This is a genomic window from Mycobacterium sp. (assembly GCF_035499775.1).
Lineage (GTDB): Bacteria > Actinomycetota > Actinomycetes > Mycobacteriales > Mycobacteriaceae > Mycobacterium.
Genome location: NZ_DATJYB010000081.1, coordinates 1 through 22,795 on the forward strand (window position 1 = coordinate 1; position 22,795 = coordinate 22,795).

At 66.1% G+C, this 22,795-nt stretch carries 24 protein-coding genes; 14 read left to right on the forward strand and 10 right to left on the reverse strand.

Going from position 1 to position 22,795, the window contains the following annotated elements; genetic code table 11:
- Positions 1 to 151: 151 nt before the first annotated feature.
- Entirely contained in the window at positions 152 to 880 is a 729-nt protein-coding gene (locus VML93_RS04865) for a hypothetical protein (protein WP_325608241.1), read from the reverse strand.
- A 198-nt stretch (positions 881 to 1,078) separates the two neighbouring features.
- Here VML93_RS04865 and VML93_RS04870 point away from each other — a divergent pair, with 198 nt between their 5' ends.
- Both VML93_RS04870 and VML93_RS04875 read left to right on the forward strand, forming a co-directional pair.
- On the forward strand, positions 1,079 to 1,606 hold the full coding sequence (locus VML93_RS04870; RefSeq protein ID WP_325608243.1) for a TetR/AcrR family transcriptional regulator C-terminal domain-containing protein: 528 nt from the start codon (positions 1,079 to 1,081) through the stop codon (positions 1,604 to 1,606).
- On the forward strand, positions 1,603 to 2,853 hold the full coding sequence (locus VML93_RS04875; protein ID WP_325608245.1) for a cytochrome P450: 1,251 nt from the start codon (positions 1,603 to 1,605) through the stop codon (positions 2,851 to 2,853). The genes VML93_RS04870 and VML93_RS04875 overlap by 4 nt, the downstream gene beginning before the upstream one ends.
- Here the strand turns inward: VML93_RS04875 and VML93_RS04880 are convergent.
- Positions 2,850 to 4,133 (reverse strand): M23 family metallopeptidase, encoded by a 1,284-nt coding sequence (locus VML93_RS04880; protein ID WP_325608248.1) that lies wholly within the window; start codon positions 4,131 to 4,133, stop codon positions 2,850 to 2,852. The genes VML93_RS04875 and VML93_RS04880 overlap by 4 nt on opposite strands.
- A gap of 56 nt (positions 4,134 to 4,189) precedes the next feature.
- On the opposite strand from VML93_RS04880, the gene VML93_RS04885 reads away from it, so the two are divergent.
- Positions 4,190 to 5,059, forward strand: a complete 870-nt coding sequence (locus VML93_RS04885) for a hypothetical protein (RefSeq protein WP_325608250.1) — start codon at positions 4,190 to 4,192, stop codon at positions 5,057 to 5,059.
- A 221-nt stretch (positions 5,060 to 5,280) separates the two neighbouring features.
- On the opposite strand, the gene VML93_RS04890 is transcribed toward VML93_RS04885, so the two are convergent.
- Positions 5,281 to 6,570, reverse strand: a complete 1,290-nt coding sequence (locus VML93_RS04890) for a DUF1254 domain-containing protein (RefSeq protein WP_325608252.1) — start codon at positions 6,568 to 6,570, stop codon at positions 5,281 to 5,283.
- Positions 6,571 to 6,745: 175 nt separating this feature from the next.
- On the opposite strand from VML93_RS04890, the gene VML93_RS04895 reads away from it, so the two are divergent.
- Together VML93_RS04895 and VML93_RS04900 are read left to right on the forward strand one after the other, a co-directional pair.
- On the forward strand, positions 6,746 to 7,711 hold the full coding sequence (locus VML93_RS04895; protein ID WP_325608254.1) for a hypothetical protein: 966 nt from the start codon (positions 6,746 to 6,748) through the stop codon (positions 7,709 to 7,711).
- Positions 7,712 to 7,714: 3 nt separating this feature from the next.
- The gene (locus VML93_RS04900) at positions 7,715 to 8,785 is read left to right on the forward strand and encodes a hypothetical protein (RefSeq protein ID WP_325608256.1); all 1,071 of its coding nucleotides are present in this window, start codon (positions 7,715 to 7,717) and stop codon (positions 8,783 to 8,785) included.
- 8 nt (positions 8,786 to 8,793) lie between these two features.
- Here VML93_RS04900 and VML93_RS04905 read toward each other — a convergent pair whose 3' ends face one another.
- The 3 genes from VML93_RS04905 to VML93_RS04915 all read right to left on the reverse strand — a co-directional run bounded on the left by VML93_RS04905 (position 8,794) and on the right by VML93_RS04915 (position 12,773).
- Positions 8,794 to 9,924, reverse strand: coding sequence for a glycosyltransferase (locus VML93_RS04905; protein ID WP_325608258.1), 1,131 nt, complete (start codon positions 9,922 to 9,924; stop codon positions 8,794 to 8,796).
- 99 nt (positions 9,925 to 10,023) lie between these two features.
- Positions 10,024 to 11,613 (reverse strand): Na+/H+ antiporter, encoded by a 1,590-nt coding sequence (locus VML93_RS04910; protein ID WP_325608260.1) that lies wholly within the window; start codon positions 11,611 to 11,613, stop codon positions 10,024 to 10,026.
- Positions 11,614 to 11,669: 56 nt separating this feature from the next.
- Positions 11,670 to 12,773 carry a DUF5685 family protein gene (locus VML93_RS04915; protein ID WP_325608262.1) on the reverse strand — a complete coding sequence of 368 codons (1,104 nt, stop codon included), beginning with the start codon at positions 12,771 to 12,773 and terminating at the stop codon, positions 11,670 to 11,672.
- Positions 12,774 to 12,862: 89 nt separating this feature from the next.
- Here VML93_RS04915 and VML93_RS04920 point away from each other — a divergent pair, with 89 nt between their 5' ends.
- Positions 12,863 to 13,297 (forward strand): protease inhibitor I42 family protein, encoded by a 435-nt coding sequence (locus tag VML93_RS04920; protein ID WP_325608264.1) that lies wholly within the window; start codon positions 12,863 to 12,865, stop codon positions 13,295 to 13,297.
- A 7-nt stretch (positions 13,298 to 13,304) separates the two neighbouring features.
- Here VML93_RS04920 and VML93_RS04925 read toward each other — a convergent pair whose 3' ends face one another.
- Positions 13,305 to 14,093, reverse strand: a complete 789-nt coding sequence (locus tag VML93_RS04925) for an SDR family oxidoreductase (RefSeq protein WP_325608266.1) — start codon at positions 14,091 to 14,093, stop codon at positions 13,305 to 13,307.
- Between the two features lie 33 nt (positions 14,094 to 14,126).
- Complete coding sequence (locus VML93_RS04930) at positions 14,127 to 14,552, reverse strand: DUF1707 domain-containing protein (RefSeq protein ID WP_325608268.1); 426 nt, start codon at positions 14,550 to 14,552, stop codon at positions 14,127 to 14,129.
- Positions 14,553 to 14,613: 61 nt separating this feature from the next.
- Between VML93_RS04930 and VML93_RS04935 the strand changes: the two genes are divergently transcribed.
- Positions 14,614 to 15,237 (forward strand): TetR/AcrR family transcriptional regulator, encoded by a 624-nt coding sequence (locus VML93_RS04935; protein WP_325608270.1) that lies wholly within the window; start codon positions 14,614 to 14,616, stop codon positions 15,235 to 15,237.
- A gap of 1 nt (position 15,238) precedes the next feature.
- Here the strand turns inward: VML93_RS04935 and VML93_RS04940 are convergent, their stop codons facing one another.
- The gene (locus VML93_RS04940) at positions 15,239 to 16,624 is read right to left on the reverse strand and encodes an FAD-binding oxidoreductase (protein ID WP_325608272.1); all 1,386 of its coding nucleotides are present in this window, start codon (positions 16,622 to 16,624) and stop codon (positions 15,239 to 15,241) included.
- Between the two features lie 125 nt (positions 16,625 to 16,749).
- Here VML93_RS04940 and VML93_RS04945 point away from each other — a divergent pair, with 125 nt between their 5' ends.
- Entirely contained in the window at positions 16,750 to 17,964 is a 1,215-nt protein-coding gene (locus VML93_RS04945; RefSeq protein WP_325608274.1) for a sterol desaturase family protein, read from the forward strand.
- Positions 17,965 to 18,227: 263 nt separating this feature from the next.
- Here the strand turns inward: VML93_RS04945 and VML93_RS04950 are convergent, their stop codons facing one another.
- A complete protein-coding gene (locus tag VML93_RS04950) occupies positions 18,228 to 19,073 on the reverse strand; it encodes a sulfurtransferase (RefSeq protein WP_325608276.1) in 846 nt (281 codons plus the stop codon).
- A 94-nt stretch (positions 19,074 to 19,167) separates the two neighbouring features.
- Between VML93_RS04950 and VML93_RS38485 the strand changes: the two genes are divergently transcribed.
- The 6 genes from VML93_RS38485 to VML93_RS04975 form a co-directional block, all read left to right on the forward strand.
- Positions 19,168 to 19,398 carry a FitA-like ribbon-helix-helix domain-containing protein gene (locus VML93_RS38485; protein ID WP_414686280.1) on the forward strand — a complete coding sequence of 77 codons (231 nt, stop codon included), beginning with the start codon at positions 19,168 to 19,170 and terminating at the stop codon, positions 19,396 to 19,398.
- Positions 19,313 to 19,777 (forward strand): type II toxin-antitoxin system VapC family toxin, encoded by a 465-nt coding sequence (locus VML93_RS04955; RefSeq protein ID WP_325608278.1) that lies wholly within the window; start codon positions 19,313 to 19,315, stop codon positions 19,775 to 19,777. Before VML93_RS38485 ends, VML93_RS04955 begins: the two co-directional genes overlap by 86 nt.
- Before the next feature lie 38 nt (positions 19,778 to 19,815).
- On the forward strand, positions 19,816 to 20,118 hold the full coding sequence (locus VML93_RS04960; RefSeq protein ID WP_325608280.1) for a hypothetical protein: 303 nt from the start codon (positions 19,816 to 19,818) through the stop codon (positions 20,116 to 20,118).
- 141 nt (positions 20,119 to 20,259) lie between these two features.
- Positions 20,260 to 20,469, forward strand: coding sequence for a helix-turn-helix domain-containing protein (locus tag VML93_RS04965; RefSeq protein WP_325608282.1), 210 nt, complete (start codon positions 20,260 to 20,262; stop codon positions 20,467 to 20,469).
- Positions 20,466 to 21,689: a type II toxin-antitoxin system HipA family toxin gene (locus VML93_RS04970; protein WP_325608284.1), complete on the forward strand. Its 1,224-nt coding sequence runs from the start codon at positions 20,466 to 20,468 to the stop codon at positions 21,687 to 21,689. The genes VML93_RS04965 and VML93_RS04970 overlap by 4 nt, the downstream gene beginning before the upstream one ends.
- Positions 21,690 to 21,782: 93 nt before the next feature.
- Positions 21,783 to 22,795, forward strand: a 1,013-nt coding sequence (locus tag VML93_RS04975) for a serine/threonine-protein kinase (RefSeq protein WP_325608289.1), incomplete at its 3' end; no start/stop codon positions are given.

Genomic DNA, 22,795 nt, shown 5'->3' on the forward strand with positions numbered 1-22,795 from the left:
CCGTCAACGCCCTGAGCGTTTTATCGACGAGCCCGTCGGCCACATCAGTCACTCCAATCACCGGCGAGAAGGATATGGGTTTCTGCCCGGCTACGGGCGACAAATTCGCGTGCCGCGCAGTGGGTTTCGTTTGCGTGCATCACTTCGGGCGTCACGGCCACGCTTCCCAACTGATCATGCTGCGCAGCGGACCGGCGAATACCGGTCGCACTGCTGCTGAACGCCACCGCTGTTCGACAACCGGGGCCAAAGCACGTGTGGTGGCCAGCGGATCGTCGTCGAGGTAGACGACCGTGATGTATTGGGGCTCGGTTCGCCAGCCTCGGGATGCGTGGTTCCACGCGCTGCTCGAGCCGAAGGTCCACGCGCCGGCTGTGCCGGGTATGGCGAGCAGCGCGGGATAGTGTTCGGCGTGCAGCCATTGCAGCCATTCGCTCGGGCGCCCCGCGACGGATTCCTCGACGATCAGCAGGACCCCACGATGCGGTCGAAACGGCACCACCTCGGCGGAAACCAGTGCGTGCGGCGAGGATCGCCACTGCAGCAGTCGCAGACCGGCCACTTGCAGCGAGGGTCGCCGGACGGGGAAGCGGCCGTTTTCCCACAACGCGCGCCCGAGCGCGATGAAGTCGTCGAAGGTTTCTTCAACCGGGTCACCGACGAGGTAGTGGACCGCATTGCCGACCTCGCCCAGTGGCCCGTCGGCTGCCAGGCGGTGCGACGGGTAGTCGCCGTCGGCGATCCAGCGCAGACCGTGCACGATGCCGGGTAGTTGGTATTGCTCCGGCATGTGATCCAGCAGGTGCCAACGCAGGTAACCGTCGTCGTCGGCCGGTGCGGCAGGGGTGAGGCTGAATATGCCTGCCCTGACCCGGTTCACGCGGAAACCTTCTTCCAGGCGGCGCTCGATCCCGGAAACATGGTCACCACGGGCGTGGCCACCGACAGTTTTGCGACGGTACTCATCCCTGCATGATCTCCCCGGCGGAAGCACGAACTACCTCAGGGTCGCTTTCACGACGGCGGCACGGTAGATTCGAACAATGCTCGAATCATTTCGAACAACGCTCGAATCGCTATGACAGCCGGGGTGCGGCGGGCTTACGGCGAACTCGACCGTGCTCAAGTCGTGGCGTCGTTGCACAGCCTGGCGCGCCGGATAGGCGTGCAACGTGTGACGATGCGTGAGCTTGCCGCCGAACTCGGCGCGGCCGTGCCGTCGGTGTACTACCACGTCCCGGGCAAGCAGGCCGCGCTGGATCTGCTGGCCGAGTCGGTGCTGGCGAACATCCCGATACCCGAGGCCGGCCCGTGGGACGCGCGGCTCGTCGAGTTGTACTGCACCGCACGCGAAGTGATCCTCGGCGTACCCGGTGTCGCGGGCTTGCTGCAGACCAGTGGCGGTGGCGAACATTCCCGTCGTCTCGACCGGGTCAGCCGATCCCTGCTGGCCGAAGCCGGCCTCGGGAAAGCGGCTGTGGCCGCGGCACACTCGGTCTTGTACACCTACCTGCTCGGCTCGGTGAGCCTGGAAGAATCACGCGGCAGACGCCGGCGGTTCCGCGCCGGCCTGGATGTGATCATTGCCGGGATCAAAGCCTCATGACTTCTCCGAAGATCCGGTCCTTGGTGGTCGAGAACCAGCACAGCCCCACCGACCGCGACGCCGCCGCGGTGTTGAATCCCGACACCTTCGTCGTCGGCGCCCCGTTCGACGCCCTGACCCGGCTGCGGGCCACCGCACCCGTGCATCCGGTGCAGCTGCAGGGCTTGCCACGGGCGTGGTTGTTGACCAAATACGCCGACGTGCGGCTGGTCAGCCGCGACACCGAGACCTTCACCAGCACTAAGGGCAACACGCTGGTCGAGGCCGAGGCGGGGCCGAACTCGGCGATGCTGCCCGGCATCGATCCGCCGCGTCACATTCACTACCGCAAGCTGATCAACCAGGGCTTCACCGTCCGCAATGTGCAGCGCCTCGAACCCCGAATGCGCAAAGTCGCGCGAGACATCGTCGCCAACATCACCGCCAAGGGCGAATTCGACGCTGTGACAGACATTTCCGCGGAAATGTCGCTACAGGTGATCGCCGACGTCCTCGGCGTGCCCGCCGAAGACCGCATGGCGGTCTTTCGGTGGAGCAACGCGATCGGAAGCCTCGGCATCGAAGACCCCGACTACGCTCCCACCCCGCAAGCCCTCGGCCAGGCCGCCGCCGAAATGTTCACCTACTGCAACGAACTGGTCGAGCACCGCCGCAAACACGGGCTCACCGACGACATCTTGTCGGCACTGCTGGCCGCCGAGGTCGACGGCGAGAAACTCAACCGCGACCAGCTCAACGAGTTCTTTCTGCTGCTGGCGATCGCCGGCAACGAAACGACCCGCAACACGCTTAGCCACGGCATCCTGGCGCTGTCGCAGCATCCCGAACAACAGGCCCTGCTCGCCCGCGACCCCGAGGCCGTCAAGCCCGCGGTGGAGGAATTGCTGCGCTGGGCAACACCGGTGATGCATTTCCGTCGCACGGTCACCCGCGACGTCGAGATCCGCGGCCAACAGATCCCCGCCGGCGACTGGGTGCTGATCCACTACCTGTCCGCCAACCGCGACGAGGAAGTGTTCGACCGGGCCGACGAGTTCGACGTCACCCGAACCGATGCCGGTCACGCCGCGTTCGGGGGCGGGGGAGTGCACTTCTGCCTTGGCGCCCAGCTGGCCCGTCTCGAACTGCGGGTGATGCTGGAAGAGCTGTACGCTAACGTGCCGGGCCTCGCGGTCACCGGGCCACCCGACCGGCTGCGCTCGTCGTTTTTCCATGGCATCAAACGACTTCCGTGCACTGCCGGTTAGGGCTGGGCGAAGTTCACGATCGCGTTCAGCACCGGCAGTTGCTGGCTGCGCGGCTGCGACGTGGGTAGCCGATCCGGTCCGAAGAACGAACCGCTGAGGTAATTGTCGGCGTCCCAGATCGATTGGTTGCTGACCTGGCCTTGGTAGCCGAAGTTGTCCAGCACGTAGGGAACCGCGTCAGCCTCCAGGATCGACGGGCCGTTCATGAGCTGGAAGTGCAGGTGCGGGGCGTTGGCGTTGCCGGTGTTGCCCAGCTTGGCGATCTGCTGGCCCTTCGTGACCTTGTCGCCGGGTTTCACCAGCAGTGAGCCCTTGATGAAGTGGGCGTACATGGCATACACGCCGCCACCGAGGTCCATGATGATGTGGTTGCCGTCGATGTTTTCCACCGTTAACTTCTTGGCCAGCACGGGATCTGAGGCCGGGAGGATGCCCGGCACGTTGGCTTCCATGTCGTCCAGCGTCGCAGTCACGGTGCCGTCGGCCACCGCGTACACCGGGGACCCGTAGGCGACATAGCTCTCGTTCTTGGTCTTGTCGCCGGTGTAGAAATTGCCCTGATCATCGGTGCGGATCCAGTCGATCGCGAATCGCTGGCTGTTATTCAGTTTCATGTCGGCCGGAATGATGGCGTCGCGGTGCGCCCATCCGGGATCGCAGCACCCGTTGAGCGCGACCCAGTTGGCGCCGCGCAGCGGCGGGTTGAGCACCCGCGGCGTGCCCGCCGAGATGTTGAACGGATTGCCCAGGGTGTCGATCGGTTCGGGATCCTTTGAACCTGGGCTGGTCGCGCCCGTGCCGTGCAGACGCAGCATCACCGCTTTGGGGAATTTCGCCAGCGTGTCGAACGTGAAATCCATCAGCAGCGAGCGTGATGCTTGCGGCGCGATCGTGAGATCGGGGGCCGGTGTGGCCGGCAGCAGTCGCAGTCGGTTGCAGTCGCCGTAGTTGCAGCCTGGCTGGACCAGTTGACTGCCGGCGAAGGTGGCCAGCACCTTGGTCGGATCCTGAGCATCGACCACTTCGACGGAGTTGAGGCTGGCCGGCGCCGCGGCGGCGTTGGTGATCTGCACGTCGAAGGCCAGTTGGTACTTGCCGTCGGTACCGGGGAAGGGGAACGTCGGCCGGCTGATCGGCTGCACGGTCAGTGGCGTGAAGGCATCGGGTACCTTCACCCCGGCGAGCGGATCGCCGCTGGGCGCCGGCGTCTTCGAGGTGCACGCGGCGATGGCCACCACCAAGGCGACGGCCACGCAATTCCTAACCCGCTGTTCGGTCATCTGAACGCCTCCAAGGTCGGTGCCGTGAGCTTAGCCAGTGGCCAACCATGTCCGTCATGATCAACACGCGGCTAACAGGTGTCCGCCAAATCGTGTTTGAGTTTACGGTGATTCGGGTAAGCAGCAAATTATTGTGCAGTGGGGGAGATGAAACGCGCATGAGTAACCCTGATCCGACAGTCACAGCGGCCTCAGTGCCCCAGCAGCCGGCGGGCCCGCAGGGGCCAGCGCCTCACCAGCAGACGGGCCCACCGTGGCCAGCGCCCCAGCAGCCGCCACCCGCCGTTGGCTACGACCCCGCACGGCGGCCCGGTACCGTCACGGCAGCCGCGGTTTTCGCATTCATCGCGGCGGTTCTGGAACTTCTGGCGGCACTGTTCATGCTGGGCATAGCCGTTTTCAGTAAGCGCACTTTCGGTCCCCCGGGCACGGCATGGGGATACACGATCGTCAATTTCGCCTTGGCCACTCTCATGATCTGGGGCGGAATCGCGGCTCTACGCGGCAAATCCAACAAGATCCTGGTTTACACGGCGCTGGTACTTGCCGCGCTACAGATAGTCCAAACAGTGCTGACGATCGTGAAGCATTTCTCGACTCCCGTTTCCACGATCCTGGGCTTGATTCTTGCCCTGCTCGTCGTCGCAAGCCTGACAACGGCGAGAAGCCGGGAGTTCTTCATCGCGCGCGGGGGCACCGCCGCGGAGCGCCGGACCGTCGTGGTCACCGGCTTGGTGCTCGCCGTAGTCGCCGGCGTGGCCGCCGTACTAGTCGCCGTCAACAGCAAGCCTGATCAGCCAACTCAGCACTATCCCAGGCACACTCGCTATGCGCCGCCGCCTACCTATCGTCAACCGTCGTTTCCGACCTACCGTCCGCCGTCGTTTCCCACTTACCATCCACCGACGTTTCCCGGTCCCCGTTGAGGGCTCTGGTTCTGCCCGCGGTTGGGCGTCCCGGCGCGCCTCCCTACCATGCTGGTCATGGTCAACACGCGGCTAATCGGCGTCGCCGAATATCAGATCAGCACCGAGGAAGCCGACGTGATCACCGCGCGCTTCAGCACGTCAGGCTCGGCGGAAGGCACCATCGGATCCGGACGGGCCAGGGGCGACACGTCCAACGGTTTCCCCGGCGACTACCGCGTTCAATACTGGGACGCCGCAGGCCTGTTGACCGGCGACCTCGACCTGCGCATTGAGCCGGCCGGAGACGCATACCGGTTGACCTGGCGGCATCGCCTCGAGAACGTCAGGCTCCCCGCGGCGATCGGAGAGCTCGTCTTCGAGGGCATCGGCTTTTCGACCAGCGAGACGTCCATGGCGATCGCGTACTGGATGGCGGACAAGGTGTCCGCGGCCAGTGAGTCTCGGTGATCATCGAGCGGCGGTAGCGGCCTCGAAATCGCTTGGGCGCCAACTGCCGTCGAATGCAGCGCCAGCCAGTACAGCGAACCGGCGCGGGTGTCGCGGCGAAACATCGCGGGCGAGGCGCCGACGGCCTGGTAGAACCATTTCTCCCGCGCGGGCAGGTCGACATGGGTGGCGGTGTTGAAGTCTCCGTCCTCGTAGCGCAGGGCGACCCACTCCCACTGCCGGTTGTCCCAGACCTTGCGGTTTTCAGTGCGATCGGCGAACGCCTGCACCCGCATCTGGGCGTTGCCGGCCTGCGCGGCCGATTCGAGGAGCCCTTTCATTCGGTCGTCGGGTTCAAACGGTGCGCCCTTCTCGATGCCGAGCGCGGCCAGTTCGCCGTAGTGGGTGTGGTACCCGGGGAAAGCCGGCTCTGTGTCGATGGTTTCGTGCAGCACCTGCCAGAACGTGAGGTTGTTCTCCCATTGCAGCGGGGTGGTGTCTTGGAACTTCCCGGTCAACTCGAGCCACTGCGGTTCGGTCCATTCGGCGTCGGGGTCCAGCGGATACACCTTGATGGTGGTCAGGCGCTGCTTGGCCGCCGCGACGTCGCCGCCGACCGGCAATGAGCGTGCGCCGACGATCTGCCGGTTGCTGCTGGCCCGGTGCACGTAGTACCCCACGTCGGGAATGGGGCCGGTGTAGTCGGGGCCGAGGAGCAGGTGCTTGCCGCCGTTGCCCGCGTCGGGTCCGGGCAGACCCATGTCGGCGACCCAGCGCTGGTTGATGTCCATCGAGACGACGATCAGCGGTCCAGGTTGCAGCTCGACGATCAGTGGCCCCACGCTCAGGTCGAGCAGCAACGGTCCGTACGGGGTGTCGGAATTGGCCGTGTAGACCAGCTGTTCGGGTCCGCAGTCCAGAATTCCCAATACCTTGTTGGGAACCAGGCCGACGGCTTGGCTGCCCTTGATGATCGCGGCGCCGGAGACGGTTGGGTAGAAGAACTTGTAGGCGGTGACGGCGCGAGTAAGATCGGCGTCGTCGTAGAACTGTTGTGCGGTAGGAGTATTCGAGTGCGTCACGATCTGCCACCTAGATTCATTGCATAACGACACGAAATCGCTAGACAAAAATAATGATAACGAATATTCACCTGCGGCCGGTCGGCGCGAAAAATCGATGGGCAACCATGAACGACGGAAGAGCAGGGGGACTGTGCCCAGGCCTTGCTCGAGCCTTCCCCGAGCCGCCCTGGCGGTGGCGTTCGCGTTGCTGGGCGGTGGCGTGGCGGTCGCTGAGCCCGCGCCGGCCGTGACATTGGCATGCGAGCAGCGCACGCTGGTGCTGTCTGCTTTTCCGGCCGAGGCCGACGCGGTGCTGTCGCACACCACGCTCGACCCGAATCCGGTCGTCGTCGTCGACCGACGGCACTATTACCTCGGCACGATGAGTGGCAAGAAGGTGATCGTGGCGATGACGGGCATCGGCCTGGTGAACGCCACCAACACCACCGAGACCGCGTTCGCGCGCTTTACCTGCGCGTCGGGCATCGCCATTGGCGCAGTGTTGTTTTCGGGTGTCGCCGGCGGCGGCGCACGCCCCAAGATCGGGGATGTGGTGATACCGGCCCGATGGACGCTGGACAACGGCACCACATTTCATCCGGTCGACCCCGGGATGCTGGCCACCGCTCAGACGCTCTCGGTCGCCCTGGAAAACATCAACACACTCGGCAATCCCACCTGCCTGTGCAAAAACGCTCCGATCGTGCGGCTGAATAACCTGGGCCGCATGCCGCAACTGATCGTCGGCGGTGACGGCACCAGCTCCGACAACAACAACGGCCAGGCAATGCCCTGTATACCCAACGGCGGCGACGTCTTCGGTTGCCAACCGTGCAGCGCACCGGATCGCTCGCTTTTCTACACCGGGAACTTCTTCCAGGCGGCTGGGCCGTGGCTGAAAAATGCGCTGATCAGCAACATCAATATCGTGGCCCAGAATCCGGCCTTCGACGCGACGGACAATGAGACGGCGGCGGTGCAGGCGGTCGCCGATGCGCAGGGTGTCCCATTCTTGGGTATCCGCGGCATTTCGGACGGGCAGGGCGACCCGCTGCACCTGCCGGGTTTTCCGGTCTCGTTCTTCTACTACAAGCAGATCGCGGCGGACAACTCCGCCCGGGCAGCCGCGACCTTCATGCTCAGCTGGGCAGGGGTTTGAATCATGCAGTGGGACAAGAAGTATCGGGTTGCGCACATCGGCACGGGTTACACCGGGACGCTTGCGCTTCGGCAAGTGCTGCGCTCGTCGCGCTTGGAGCTGGTAGGTCTGCTGGTGCACAGCGGTGAGAAGGTGGGCCGGGACTCCGGCGAGTTGGCCGGCGAATCCGCGGTCGGTGTCGTGGCTTCCGACAGCCTGCAGGACTTCCTGGCGCTGGACGCGGACTGCGTGACGTACTTCGCCCCGGCTTCCGGGCGCGCCCCCGACGAGGTCGTCGACCAGTTGTGCGCAATCCTGGCGAGCGGGAAAAATGTCGTCATAGCCTCCTATTTCGCGTTGTTTCATCCGCCCTCGCTGGACGACACGGTGCGTCAGAGACTGGAAGCAGCGTGCCGTGAGGGCAATAGTTCGTTGTTCGCCACCGGGATTGCGCCCGGCTTCGCCAGCGACATCCTGGCCGTGCACGCCGCGAGCATGAGCGCGCTTCCGACGAAGGTTTCCGTCCAGGAACGCATTCCCTGCGGCTCGTACCGAGTGCCGGGCTTCTTCGCGATGATGGGCTTCGGGCGCACACCCGAAGAAGATGCGGATGCGTACTCGCCCGGGACGATGAGCGGCCATATCGGGCCGGCCTTGAGACTGCTGGCCCAGGGGCTCGGCTGGTCTCTGGACGAAATCCGGGAGCACCGTGACATCGCCCTCGCGGACCGGCATTACGTATTCGATGCCGGGGAGATTCCAGCCGGCACGATCGCCAGTGTGCGGATGCGATTCGACGGCATCGTCGAAGGCCGCCCGCGGGTGCAGTTCTCGGCGATCTGGTCGATGCCCGACGAACCGGTCGAAGACTGGCAGCCGCGAATTCCGGCCGGTAGCGCGTCGCGCCGGCTGACGCGAATTACCGTGGACGGCGATCCTCCTGTGCAGGTTGACTTTTCGCTGAACGGCGGCGAGCTGCCCGGCTCGGTCGCCACTGCCGCGCGCGCGGTGAATGCGATCCCGTCGGTCTGTGCCGCCAGTCCGGGCATTCTCAGCGCGCTGGACCTCGTCGTCCCCGCCCAGGCGTCCGACTAGCGACGGTCCTACGCGATCTGTTCGGCGTCGCCGCGTTGATCACGCAGTGTGGCCAGCATGCCGTCGGCGGCCGCCTGCCAGGTGAACATCTCCGCGCGGCGCCTCGCGCAGAAGCGGCGATGATCCTCTGGCCTGCTGACGATTTCGCGGACCGCATTAGCGATAGCCGTCGGGTCGTTGTCGGCCGACGCGCCGCTGTCGTCGGTGACGATCTCGGTAAGAGCCGACGTGCGCGAGACCACGGCCGGTGTGCCGCATGCCAGCGATTCCAGCGCGGCCAGGCCGAACGTCTCGTGCGGTCCGGGTGCCAGCGTTACATCGGCTGAGGCCAGCAATCCGGCAACGGTGTGCCGATTGGAGACGAAGCCCGTGAATTCGACTGGTAGACGGCCTGCCTGGCGTTCCAACCTGGGCCGCAACGGGCCCTCTCCCACGACGACCAGTCGCGCATCCACGCCGGCGTCGCACAATGCGGCGAGCGCGTCGATGCTGCGGTCCGCGCGCTTTTCCACCGACAGTCGGCCGCAGTGGACGAGCAGGACCTGCGTCGGAGCGGCCAGTCGTTGCCGCAGCACGGCCGAGTGCCGGCGAGGATGAAAGGTCTGCAGGTCCACGCCGAGTGGCACGGTGGCGACATTCGTCGCGCCGATACGGTCGAACTCCTCGCGCGCGAAAGCCGTGGTGCACACGACGGTGTCGTAGTTGGCCGCGGTGCGGGCATTGGCGAAGTCGGCCAAACTTCGGGCCGCTCGACTCGGAAGTACCTGGCCCACAAAGCGGTCCAGACGCTCATGGGAGATCATCACGGTCCTGACGTCGCGTTCGCGGCCCCAAGGGCCCAGGGACCGCAGCGTGAGCCGGTCAGAAACCTCCAAGGCGTCGGGCCGCAGTGACTCCAGCAGTGCCCGCACCGGTCCCGGCATCACCGCGCGGTAACCGCCGGTGAACGGAATCAGTCTGGCGGGCAAAGTGATTCGCACCACGCCCGAGGGCAGCACGGTGCGCCCGGCGTGCGGGCCCGGGACGATCAGAAACACCTGATGGCCGGCAGCATTGTATTCCGCGCCCAGCCGGTCCACCGCGGTGCGAAGGCCGCCGGAGCGCGGGCCATAGAAGTTGGCGACCTGTACGACACGCATACCGCTGAGGACAACCGGTGTTCGTGTGCAGTCAACGATGCGGAGCCGACGCGTGCCTGAACAGTCCATGAATTGTGCCGAGGTGCCCCCTGCTCGCCACTACTCGTCGGCAGGCTCCAGCAGCTGGACTTCCTGGAAATCCATCTCCTGCTGCAACTCGCGCAGCACTATGTCGTCGATCAGGTTTTGGTTGCGCAGGGTGGTGATGGCCTCACGCTGGTGGTCGAGCACGCGAAGGCGTAGTTGCCGAATTTTTTCCTTCTTCAGGCTCAATGCGCTCGGTGCCGAGTCACCGTTGCCGCTGTCCACGGCCACCGCGGCGCGTAGGTCGTACTCCCTTTTCAGCTTGTTCAACAGCTCCGGGCTGATGTTGAGTTGGTCGGCGATCTCAGGCAGCACCTCCAGCGCGGCTTCGGCGCTGCGCTGACGAGCCATTTGCAGTTCCTGGGCGTGTGCGTCGTCTTCGGGCATCCGGGCAAAGTGCACGACAAACGGCAGCGTGCTGCCCTGTACCAGCACGGTCACCAGGATGACGAAGGTGACCACGAAGATGATCAGGCTGCGGTCCGGGAACGGGGCGCCGTGAGCCGTCAGCGGGACTGCGAGTGCCGCGGCCAGCGACACCGCACCTCGGAATCCCGACCAGGAGGTGACCATGCGCTGACGCCAGTCGACCCGACGTTCGCGTTGCACCGCCCGACGGTCGAAGATGCGGAACAGCGCCGTGGTGACTTCCACCCAGAAAACCCGGGACACAATGATCACCCCGGTGACCGCGAGCGCGAGGTAGACCGCGTGCCGAAGGCCGCCGTGGGCGTCGGAGATGTGGCGCACCGCACCCGGAATCTGGATCCCGACGAATACCCACAGGGAGCCGTTGAGCAGGAATGTGGTGATGTCCCAGAAGGCGAATGCCTCCAGGCGCGAACGAGCCCGGATCACCTTCGGTCCGAAGTAGGCGAGCATCAGCCCGGACACCAGGACCGCGACCACACCGCTGCAGTGCAGTGCTTGGGCGAGCAGGAAGGCGGCGAACGGCGTCCACAGGCTCAGGGCTCCCTCTTCCAGGGGCGCGTCGATTCTGCGGCGGAGCAGCGTCGCCGATGCGCCGACCAGCAACCCGGCCGCGATGCCGCCCAGGTAGGAGCCAGCAAAGCGGCCGACCAGCTCGAGCGGGCTGAGCTCGGCCCCGCCCGTCGCGACGTGGACGGTCACGGCGAAGAGCACCAGCGCGGTCCCGTCGTTGATCAGGCTCTCGGCGCGCAGCACGGTACGCGCCCGGCGCGGCAGCCTTTTAGCCAGGCCGGCCACCGCGGCGGCGTCGGTGGGGGAGAGTACGGCACCCAGGACGGCCGCCGCGTGGGATTCCATGCCGAGCGCGCGTGCGGTCATGGACACGGCGAAAGCCGTGGCGATCACCAGCCCCACGCTGAGGAAAATGATGACGCGTTGGTTGGCGCGCATCTCGCGGAGGCTCGTGTTCATGCTCTCCCAGTACAGGATCGCCGGCAGGAACAGCAGCAGTACGATCTCGCCGTTGACCTGGACGTCGCCGAAATCCGGGATCAGGCCCAGCAGGCCGCCCAGCAGGATGAGCAGGACCGGTGGACCCACGCGGTAGCGCCGGCCCAAGATCGTTCCCAGGATGACGGTGGCGACGAGCGTAACGATGAGGACAAGCCCAAACACCCGCCCATCCTGTCATCACGGCGGTAGGGCTATGGCAACCCGCGGCTACCTGCGCGTTACGAGCAGTCGCAGCAGCCGCCGTCGCAGCAGTCGCCACATGCGCCGCAGCCTTCGCAGCAGTCGCCGCAGCCGTCGCAGCAGCAGATACAAGTGCTGTCTTCGCCCCTGGACCCGCGCCGGCGCCGACCGGGCACTTGCCCGTCGCCGACGTCCTGGGCGTACGGGTCGCCGGCACCCATGGGCTGCTGGCCGAAGTTGATGCCTTGCTGCTCACCGTGCGGTGTTCCGCCGTCGCGTGCGGTATAGCCCGCCCCTTTGAAGGTGCGCGAGACCGCGCGGCGAACCTCGCGGGTCAGCAACCGCTGGGGCAGCCGGCCGTCGGTGAATTCCACGTCGGCCAGGGCCAGTTCGATGCCCAGCACCGCGTCGTCGCACAGGCTGCGGACCTCCAACATCGGAGTTCCGGTGGCGGCCAACGGATTCCACTTGCCGCGCGCCACGTCGTCGCGGTAATCCTCGACCGCGTCCAGCAGGTGCGCCACCCGCCCGAACAGCTGGCCGATCTCACGCAGCGGCGCCTCGTTACCCGGGCGGCCGGCCAGCACGGCGGTGTGCGCGAACGCCGCTGCGACCGCGGTCTCGGTGGGCTCGGTCACCTCCAGTAGCGGGCTGCCCGGACCCGCGGCCGCCTCGAGCGCGGCCTGCCGGTCCATCGCGGCGACCAATACCCCGGTATCGAAACCCAGGGTGTGACCGGCGTCGGTGCCCTGGCGCACCCAACGCTCGGCGACCCGGCGCGCTGCCGGGCGCACCCCGACTACGCCGACCATGCCGTCGCGGTCGTCGACGTGATCGCGGACCCGCGCCGCGGCCAGCGCCAGCGACACCACCGCGGCCAACCGCACGCAGTCGCCGGTGGCCACGTCCGCGCGGCGCATCCCGCGCAACGGACACGGCCCGGCCGTGCGGCGGGTCGGCCCCGCAGCCGACTGGGCTTCGACCAGAAGCGAGACGACCAACCCGTCGTAGTTGGTCGCGATCCGCGCCACCTGGCCGTAGTCGTCGCGCAGGGCCAGGCACAGTCCACACAATTGAGCCCGCCAAGCGGCTGCGAGTTCGCCGCCGAGCCGATGACGGCAGGGCCGAATGATGCCAAACACGGATCGAAGCTACCCGACTGTTTGCCGGTGCGCGCCCGGAAACGCCGCGTTATGTGACCGGGGGTTGCTGACGTGGGATATTTGGCCTTGTGAAGACCGGGCTCGTGCTCGTCATCGCCGTGCTGGTTTCGGTGGCGGTGGCAGGTTGCTCGAGCGGCCCAAAGAGCCGGTCGGCGACCAAATCCGTCGAGGTCTCCATCGACGACGTCCGGACGCAGAGCGCCATCGGCCGCGACATCACGCTGGCGGTCGGGGACACGCTCAAGGTGACGTTGGGCTCCAATCACACCACGCCATTCCGGTGGAAGGCTGACGCGAAGATCGGCGATCCCGCGATCGTGAAGCAGACCAGCCACGACTACCTGCGCGGAAACCCGGACTTGATGGGAGCCCCGGGCAACGAGGTATGGATGTTCTCTGCCCTGAAGGCCGGGACCACGACGGTCGTCACCGACTACGCCAGCATCGTGGGCAGCGATCCCGCGCCGGTGTGCACGTTCACCGCGACGGTGACGGTGAAGTGACTCCCGGTTACGCCGCCTCGGCCGGCCTTAGCAGCCGCCCGGTGATAAGCGCCGAGAACCACCCGGGCGCCAGGCCGGAGACCGTGGCCATCACCCGATTGCGCAATCCGGCGACGACCACAGGGCGGCCGCGGTCCAGTGCGTTCAGCCCGGCGGCGACGACAGGTTCGGGCGCGGCGAGGCGGCTGTAGACCGCGGTGTGCGACACGTCGGCCGCGAGCCGGCCGACGAAGCCGGTCTCGGTGGGACCCGGGCACAGCGCCGTCACGGTGACGCCGGTGCCGCGGGTTTCGGCCCACAACGCCTGGCTCAGTGACAACACGAACGCCTTCGACGCGCCGTAGGTCGCCTGATAGGGGCCGGGCTGAAACGCGATGGTGGAGGCCACATTCAGGATGCCGCCGCGACCGCGGGCCAGCATCCCCGGCAGCACGGCGTGGGTCAGCCGGACCAGCGCGTCGACGTTGACGGCGACCAGATCGTGCTCGCGGCCGGCGTCGATCTCGGCGAACTTGCCGTAGGTTCCGAACCCGGCGTTGTTGACCAGGATGTCGATCGTCCGGCCGTCCAGATGGGCTATCAGGGCTTCGATTCCGTCGTCGGTGCCGAGGTCGCCGACGACCACTTCCACGTCAACAGTTTCGCTGACGCGGTGCGCCACGGCCTTGAGCCGCGCCTCGTCCCGCCCGGCCAGTACCAGCGACAGTCCCCGCTTGGCCAGCTGGTCGGCGAAGATCGTGCCGAACCCGGAACTGGCGCCGGTGATGACGGCCCATCCTGCTTCGTTGTTTGACATTGCTGCTCCTTTCAGGTTGATAGCCAACGATTTTCATGCGGTCTTGGTGGGGCCCGGTACTGACATGGCGTGGCTGAACAGACCGATCGCTGCGCCGAGGATCGGCCAGATCGGCCAGAAGTACCAAGCGCCGGCGGTGACGGCGACCGCCGTCCAGACGGTGAGCACGACGGCGACCATCGCGAGGTAGGCGCCGAGGTGAATGCGCACCCCGCGGCGAGCCGCGGCCACCCGGGCGGCGCGCCGGCGAGGGTCGGCGCGCCGGATGCGATCCACCGGCAGATCGGCGACGAGCTCCTGAAGTTCGCGGGTCGTCTCCGTCTGGAAAGCCGCTTGCACCCGGTCGCCGTACTCGTCCATCGGCAGGTAGCCCTGCGCGAGCGCCTGGCCCAGGAGTGCGGCCGTCCGGTGCCGGTCGAGGTCACCGGCGCGGCTGGCAATGGCTGCCTGCTTGCTCATTTCCGCTCCTCACCCAGATGTGAATAGCATTAACATAGACGATAATGTTAATGTCGTCAACATGCAACGTGAGCGTAAGAGGGGAGCCCGGTCGCCAGTGCGTCGTGACAGCTACCACCACGGCGATCTCAAACGAGCGCTGACCGGGGCGGCGCTATCTCTGGTCGCCGAGAAGGGGCCGAAGGGCTTCACCCTGACCGAGGCCGCACGGCGGGCCGGCGTCAGCGCCGCGGCGCCTTACCGGCACTTCGCCGACAAGGCCGAGTTGTTGGCCACCGTCGCTCAACAGGGATTCCTGGAGCTCGACGCCGAGCTCAGTGCGGCGGCCGAGGCCGCATCCGAGCCGAAGGAGCGGGTGATCGAACTCGGACGCGCCTATGTGCGTTGGGCCGTCGGCCATCCCGACCACTACCGGGTCATGTTCGGCTCGGAGACGTTCGACACCGGCCACCCTGCCATGGCCGGTGCCGCGGAAAGGGCGTTCGCCAACCTGCTCGACGCGATCACGAAATGCCAGCAGGCGGGCATCGTCGACGGGCACGATCCCCGTGAAATGGCCGGCCCCCTTTGGTCTTTGGTGCACGGCGTGGCCGCCCTTGTCATCGGCGGCGAGCTGCGCGCCGTCGGCATCAACCAGGACCCGCAGGTCATGGTCTCGCGCAGCGTGGCCCAACTGCTGGGCTGACTCAGCCCTCTTCGGCGGCGAACACCACGCCCGGGTTGAGGATCCCCGCCGGGTCGAAGCTCTGCTTGATACGGCCGAGCAGCGCGATCTTGGCCGGGTCTTCCAGCTCGAGGAAGTAGGGGGTCTTGGCGCGGCCCAGGCCGTGTTCACCGGAGATCGCGCCGCCCAATTCCATTGCGAGCTCGAAGATGTCGATCATCAGCTGTTTACGTTTGTTCGCGTCCTTGCAGAAGATGCCCAGATGCACGTTGCCGTCGCCGGCGTGTCCGCAGCCGATCACCGCGCCGTCCGCCATGGCCGCCATACTGCGCGCGGTGGCAAGGAATTTCGGCATCGACCCCCGCGGCACGACGGTGTCGATGATGTCGTCCGCGCCCACTGCCTTGGCCGCCCAAAACGCCTTCTCGCGCGCCTCGATCAGCTTGCGCGCCGAGCTGCCTTCCAGCACGTAAGCATCCATCGCCCCCAGCTCGACCACCAGCTCACCAGCCCGCTCGACATCCTCTTCCAGTCGCTCTGCGGTCCGGTTCTCAAGGGCCACAACGAGATACGCCTCGCAGCTGTCGCGGATCTTGTCCGGAACGCCCAGCTCCAGGTTCTGGCCGTACACCAGCGCGGCCATCGTCATGTTGTCGATGTATTCGAGGATGTAGGGCACCAGGCCGCTGGCCAGGATCTGCGGCACCGCTTCCATGACTTGGTCGAAGTTGGTGAACGGAGCCAGCACAGTGGCGCTGTGGTCGAGCCGCGGATGCAGTTTGACGATCACCTCGGTGGCCAGGGCCAGGGTGCCTTCGGAGCCGACGATCAGCTGGGTCAGGTCGTAGCCGGTGGACACCTTGGCGATCCGGCCGCCGGTGCGGATGATCTCGCCGGTCGGCAGCACCGCCTGCAACCCCAGCACGTTGTGGCGGGCGACCCCATATTTGACCGCGCGCATCCCGCCGGCGTTGGTGCCGACGTTTCCGCCGACGCTGGAGGACAGCTCGCCCGGGTGGACCATGTACTGCAACCCGGTGTCGGCGGTCGCGGCTTCGAGGTCGGTTAGGGTCACGCCGGGCTGGACGACGGCGACCTGGTTGGTCGTGTCGACCTCCAGCACCGCGTTCATCCGCTCGAAGGAGATCAGCAGCCCGCCTTCCCGTGGGCGCGCCGCACCGGACAGACCGCTGCCGGACCCGCGGGCGGTGACCGGTGTGCCGTGTTCCGTGGCGGCTTTCAGCAGCAGCGCAACCTCTTCCGCGCTGGCCGGTTTGGCGACGTACGCAGGCTTTTGCGGCGGCTGCGCCAGCTCCTCGTCGTGTGAATAGTCATCGGAGATTGCATCGCCGGTCAGCAAGTTGGGGGTGCCGACGATTTCCCTGAACCGTGCCGTCATATCGCTCATGTTGAAGATTATTGCGCTTGTCTCAGTTGGTTCTCAGGTGTGCGGGGGATGCTCTTTCCGTGCACCCCTCGCCGGTAGTTGTACAAGGCAGGCCAGTTTCGAACGGACGCGCCGTGGTGACCGGGATGGTGGTCCTTCACGGCGTCGAACTGCTGATGCTCTTGAAGGCCGCGGGCATCACCGGGAGATACGCCCGTGCGCACCCGGGTCACGGCGCGGGGCTGCCGTGGTTGGTGGTCCTGCTGGCCTTCGTGGTGGTGGGTTGGCAGGCCTGCCGGCTGCTGCGTGGGCGGCGGTCGCTGAACGTGTCCGGGCTGGCCGTGCAGGCGGGGATACTGATGGCCTCGATCGCGGTGGCCACCCAGAACGTCGCCGGCGGGGTGACCGGGATCGTGCTGGCGTGTGCGATATTGGCCGGCTGGGGTCATCTCGGTCTGGCCCGGCGCTTTACGGGCTCGGTCGCTGCCAGCGTGGAGCCGGCACCCGAGGCATCGGCGTCCCGGCGAGCGAGCGTCGGTGGCGTCGTGCTGGCGGTGCTGACGGTGTTGCTGGTGCTGCTCGCGCTGAGCGTGCGCAGCCAGATCATCTTCGGGATTGTGGTGTTGGCCGTCATCTTCGTTCCGCTCGAGCGGCTGTTCGCGTTGCATCCGCGACGAGTGCTGCGGCGGGGCTGGCGCACCGACCTGGTGCACTATCTGGTCAACGGGACGGCGCTGCGGATCGGCCTGCTGGTGTCGGTGGTCGTAGTCGGTGGGGTGCTAAGGGTATTCGTGCCCGCTCCGCTGCGCGACGGCATCGCGGCGAGCCCGAGTTGGGTGCAGATCGTGGCGGGCTTGTCGATCGCGATGATCGGCGGCTACGCGGGACACCGGATGGCCCATGAGGTGCCGCTGCTGTGGCGCTTCCACCGGGTGCATCACAGCATCCGCGAAATGGACTGGCTGGCGGCCAATCATCTTCATCCCCTTGACGAGACGTTCATCCGTTCGGTCGCGGTGTTGCCTTTGTATGCGCTCGGCTTCGGCCGGGTCACGCTGGGCGCGTTCATCGTGGTGATCACGTTGCAGGCCATATTCATCCACGCCAACGTCCGGTTCAACTTCGGCTGGCTGCGGTGGGTGATCGCCACGCCGCAGTATCACCACTGGCATCATGCCCGGGAGCCGCAGGCCTACAACAGCAACTACGCCGGTGAATTCCCTATTCTGGACGCGCTATTCGGGACGCTGTACCTGCCGGCGAGTCGCTGGCCCGCGCAGTACGGCGTCGACGACACGGAACCCGAGGGGTACCTGCGTCAGCTGGCCTGGCCGTTCCGGCGTAATTACGAGGCGGCGTAGCGGCCTGGGCATGCGGGCGGGCCGGCTCACCGAGACTGTAGTGAGGGTGTGGTTTTGGCGCCAACCGCGATCTGTGTGCAGTTTCGGCGGCCTGAGTTCAGTCTCGGCGCGTGCGGCCTGGGCTTGCGGGCGGGCCGGCTCACCGAGACTGTTGTGAGGGTGTGGTTTTGGCGCCAATCGCGATCTGTGTGCAGTCTCGGCGGCCTCAGTTCAGTCTCGGCGCCATCAAAGACACATCTCGGATTTCCTGTGACGCGTGGGACTTATTCAACATCACGGGCAACGGGACGCCCCGGATCCGAACTCCACTCGGACCACGACCCGGGAAACAGCGCCGCTTCGACGCCCACTGCGGCGAGCGCGGCGACCGTGATCGACGCGGTGACGCCCGAGCCGCAGTAGGCCCCGACGGGGTCGTCGATTCCTCGGTCGGACAGTAGTTTCTGGAGCGCGGCGTCGTCGAGAAACGTTCCATCGCTTGCCAACACAACGCCGCTGGGCAGGTTGCGAGCGCCGGGGATGTGGCCGGCGACCGCGTCGACGGGCTCGACCTCGCCGCGGAAGCGTTCGGGCGCACGCGCGTCCAGGAGGGTCAAGCCTCCAACACATTGCTCTGCGGTCAGTGTGGGCAGCGCTCCGGCGTACAAATCACTATGCGGCACAGTCACATTCCCGGGCTGCGGGGTGAGAGGCCCGGCCTCCAGAGCGCCGCCGGCCGAAAGCCACGCGGCCAGGCCGCCGTCCAGGATGCGCACATTCGTCAGGCCGGCGGCGGTTAACACCCACCACGCTCGCGCGGACCCGGCCCGGTTCCAGTCGTCGTACACCACCACAGGAACGTCCTGCCGGATTCCCCATCGGCGCGCGGCGGTCTGCAAATCTGGTCCCGACGGCAGCGGGTGCCGTCCGCGGTCGCCGCGCGTGTGGTCGCTGAGTTCGTCCTCGAGTGATACGTACACCGCGCCCGGAATGTGGCCCTCGAGATAGGCCGGACGCCCGTCCGGTTCGTCAAGGCGCCAGCGCACGTCGAGTATGGTCAGCGGATCGCCAGATTCGATGAGGTCGGCCAACTCTGGGGCCGAGGTCAGCACTTGTTCGCGTGCTCCCACCGAACTACCTCCTTGGTGTTTTCCCGATGAGCCTAGCGCTACCGCCGCGCCCATGGCGTTCGCATTATGGCGCTACTGGCGCCATAATGGCGCCATGCCCAGTGTGCAGATCAAAGACGTTCCCGAAGACACCCACCGAGTTCTGCGGGAACGAGCCGCGCGCGCACATCAGTCGCTGCAGGAATACCTTCGGAGCCGACTGATCGCCGACGCCAATCAGCCCACCCTGGACGAAGTTCTTGACCGCGTGGCTGCACGCCGTGGCGGAAGAGTGCCTTTTGCGAGTGCTGTCGATCATGTTCGGGCAGAACGTGATCGTCGTTGATGCAAGCGTATTGGCCGTGGCCCTGGGCGACGATGCTGCAGACGGCCGGCGGGCCCGCGCGCGTCTAGCAGACGAGACATTGGCCGCACCCGAACTCATCGACCTTGAGGTGGTCTCGGTGTTCCGGCGCCAGGTTGCTGCCAAGCTGATGCCTGCTCGAAGAGCCGTTGGCGCGTTGGCAGACCTTGCGGATCTACCCCTGCAACGGTCCCAGCATCAGCCATTGCTGCAACGCATTTGGGAACTGCGGCATAACGTAACGCCCTACGATGCCGCGTACATTGCTTTGGCCGAGGCCCTGGATGCCGTGCTGCTCACCTCTGATGGACGCCTTTCACGTGCTTCCGGCGTCAATTGCGCTGTCGAGGTCATCGGCTGAGCCGGCGGCGACGCCCGATTGACAACGCCGCCGAATTCTTGGCCGACCAGTCGGTGCGCCCGTCGGGAGCCGCGAACGCCGCAAAAAAGCTGACCATCGTCTATGAGCCGTACCAGCTCGTCGGGTTCATCACTCCGTGGAATGACTCGGGAGTAGGGTCCCGTTCCGGCGGCGCCGACGGGATCCGGAAGTATTGCCGCGCCAAAAGCATTGTGGCCGAACGGGTCGCGATGAAGAAAGAAGCCATGTGGTACCCCTATAGCCGCAGGAAGGGCACGATCGTGGGGGCGGCGGGCAGGTTCCTCTCAGCTCGGGACTGGCGGCGCCGACTCGGACGTTGACCCAGCCTTAAGCATGAAAAATAAAGCATAGGTGCTTGACGAAGGCTGCTGCGTGCCTGCATGCTATTTATGCATGTAATTTCAAGCACAAGGGGCGAAGTGGCAGGTCCGCGGCGGACGCAACCTCGGCTCGATGACTCTATGCCCGATATTGCACGCATAGGCCGGGCGTTCGCCGAGCGTCGGATCGCGCTGCGGCTCACCCAACAAACCGTGGCCGACCTAGCCGGCGTCTCGCGATCCAGCGTGCAGTCGCTAGAACGGGGAAGCGGTTCGGTCAAGTTCGGCTCGGTCGTCGAGATCGCCGACGTCTTGGGCATCTACCTCGACGTGGGCACTAGACCTGAATGACGAAACTACTCGACCTCCGCAACATCACCGAAGCCGATGTGTACATCGGCGAAGAGCTTGCCGCTCATCTGATTCGCGGACCCGAAGACACGATCAGCTTCAACTACATCACCGAACAACTACCTGCCGAGGATCAGCTGCGGGAACGATCCGTGTCGTGGTCGCTGCTTCGATCGCGTGAATATCCAGTTGTCACAACGGGTGGGGCTGTTCCGCCGTTCTTCGCCGGCCTTCTCCCGGAGGGGGTCCGACTCGGTGTGGTGACGTCGTCGACGAAAACTTCGGCCGACGATCACCTCACGTTGTTGCTGGCGATCGGTGCCGACACCGTGGGCAACGTCCGGGTCGTTCCCGCAGGAATCGAACCGGGCCGACCGCAGCCGATGTTCGATCCCAAGCGGGACGACGATTTTCGTGCCGTGTTCGCAAAGTTGACCGAATCCGTCGACGCCGATCCGGTGGGCCTGGCGGGAGTACAGCCCAAGGTCAGCGCCGCAATGCTTTCGGCGCCGACCCAGACCCGGTCGGGAACGGCGATACTCAAGCTCAACCCCGTTCAATACCCGCTGCTGGTCGAAAACGAGCACTTCTTCATGACGATGGCCGTCGCGTGCGGGTTGCGGGTCGCCAAGACATCCCTGCTGCATGACGCCGAGGGACGAAGCGCCTTGCTGGTGTCCCGATTCGACAGAACAGGGACGACACGCATCGCGCAAGAGGACGCGTGCCAGGTCGCCGGCCTCTACCCGGCTTCGAAGTACCGAATCAGGGCCGAGACCGCCATCACCGCACTTGCCGACGCTTGTGGCCGCGGGGGTGGATCCAAGCCGGCCGCGATCCTCGAACTGCTCAAGACCGCTGTTTTTTCCTGGCTCATCGGCAACGGCGACCTGCACGGTAAGAACCTGTCGATCTACCACCTCGACGGTGTCTGGCAACCCACTCCTGCCTACGACCTGCTCTGTACCCAGCCCTACACCCGCTGGCGAGATCCCATGGCGCTCAACCTGTACGGTCGCGCCAACCGGCTTACCCGCGCCAACTTCGTCGACGCCGGCGAACGCCTCGGCCTGCGGCCACGCGCCACAACGAGGATGATTGACGCCATCGTCGATGCCGCGCAGGACTGGCCAGACACATGCGGGAAAATCGGCTTCGATGAACGGCAAACGAAGCGTCTCGCGCAGCTGCTGCGCAGCAGGATCGAGAGTCTGCGATAGGAGATCAACGACACCTCCGGTTAGGTGACGGCCTGATCCGGGAATCCTGGTATCTGCGCGCTCGCCCCCCGAACGCATCGAAAGGATCGCCACATGTCTTCGCCGAGCGATGGCTCGCGTCTCGACACCCGGTTCGGGCCCTACGAACTGCAATCACTGCTCGGCGTGGGCGGCATGGGCGAGGTGTACCGGGCCTACGACACGAGCAAGGATCGGACGGTCGCGATCAAGCTGTTGCGCCGTGAGCTGGCCCCCGACCCGGCCTTCCAGGAGCGCTTTCGGCGAGAATGCCGCAGGACAGCGCAGCTGCAGGACCCGCATGTCGTCCCGGTGCACGACTTCGGCCAGATCGACGGAGTGCTCTTTATCGACATGCGCCTGATCGACGGCCGCAGCCTCAAGGAGGTGTTGAGCGAGCATGGTCCGTTCGAACCCGCGCAGGCCGCCTTGATCGTTGCGCAGGTGGCGTCCGCGCTGGATGCCGCGCACGCCGACCGGCTGGTACACCGCGACGTCAAGCCGGAGAACGTGCTGCTCACTGCCGACAACTTCGCCTACCTGGTCGACTTCGGCATTGCGCAGGCGGGATCGAGTGCCTACCTGGCGCCGGAAGGGTTCGGCGGCGCCCGCGTCGGGCCGCAGGCCGACGTCTACTCGCTGACCTGCCTGCTCTACGAGTGCCTCACCGGCCAGCCGCCGTTTGAGCGTGCCGAAATTCGGCAGCTGATGAGCGCGCATGTGTTTTCGCCGCCGCCACGGCCCAGCATCATGCGCCGGGGCATCGCCCGAAACTTCGACGACGTCGTCGCCGTGGGCATGGCCAAACAGGCCGGGGCCAGGTACTCGTCGGCGGGTGAACTGGCCCGGGCGGCCACCGCCGCAGCGTGGGGGGACCATGCGCCGAGCACGCGGCCGTTCTCGTCGAGCTATCCAATGAGTTTCGCCGTTCCCGACGACACCGATGTCTATGTGCCGGCCGATCGGCCGGGTTTGGGGCGCGCGCCTGTCGTCGTCGGCGCGGTAGCGGTGGGAATCTTGGCTGTCGCGGGCGTCCTGGCCGGGGTAGTGGCGTTGGGCGGCAACCACGGCAGTGCACCGCCCGCAAC

Excerpts from the sequence above, each read along its gene's own strand:
- VML93_RS04870 (WP_325608243.1), top strand. The coding sequence starts at position 1,079 with ATGACAGCCGGGGTGCGGCGGGCTTACGGCGAACTCGACCGTGCTCAA.
- VML93_RS04875 (WP_325608245.1), top strand. The coding sequence starts at position 1,603 with ATGACTTCTCCGAAGATCCGGTCCTTGGTGGTCGAGAACCAGCACAGC.
- VML93_RS04880 (WP_325608248.1), bottom strand. The coding sequence starts at position 4,133 with ATGACCGAACAGCGGGTTAGGAATTGCGTGGCCGTCGCCTTGGTGGTG.
- VML93_RS04885 (WP_325608250.1), top strand. The coding sequence starts at position 4,190 with ATGATCAACACGCGGCTAACAGGTGTCCGCCAAATCGTGTTTGAGTTT.
- VML93_RS04900 (WP_325608256.1), top strand. The coding sequence starts at position 7,715 with ATGCAGTGGGACAAGAAGTATCGGGTTGCGCACATCGGCACGGGTTAC.
- VML93_RS04905 (WP_325608258.1), bottom strand. The coding sequence starts at position 9,924 with ATGCGTGTCGTACAGGTCGCCAACTTCTATGGCCCGCGCTCCGGCGGC.
- VML93_RS04925 (WP_325608266.1), bottom strand. The coding sequence starts at position 14,093 with ATGTCAAACAACGAAGCAGGATGGGCCGTCATCACCGGCGCCAGTTCC.
- VML93_RS04930 (WP_325608268.1), bottom strand. The coding sequence starts at position 14,552 with ATGAGCAAGCAGGCAGCCATTGCCAGCCGCGCCGGTGACCTCGACCGG.
- VML93_RS04935 (WP_325608270.1), top strand. The coding sequence starts at position 14,614 with ATGCAACGTGAGCGTAAGAGGGGAGCCCGGTCGCCAGTGCGTCGTGAC.
- VML93_RS04940 (WP_325608272.1), bottom strand. The coding sequence starts at position 16,624 with ATGAGCGATATGACGGCACGGTTCAGGGAAATCGTCGGCACCCCCAAC.
- VML93_RS04945 (WP_325608274.1), top strand. The coding sequence starts at position 16,750 with ATGGTGGTCCTTCACGGCGTCGAACTGCTGATGCTCTTGAAGGCCGCG.
- VML93_RS38485 (WP_414686280.1), top strand. The coding sequence starts at position 19,168 with ATGCCCAGTGTGCAGATCAAAGACGTTCCCGAAGACACCCACCGAGTT.
- VML93_RS04965 (WP_325608282.1), top strand. The coding sequence starts at position 20,260 with ATGCCCGATATTGCACGCATAGGCCGGGCGTTCGCCGAGCGTCGGATC.
- VML93_RS04970 (WP_325608284.1), top strand. The coding sequence starts at position 20,466 with ATGACGAAACTACTCGACCTCCGCAACATCACCGAAGCCGATGTGTAC.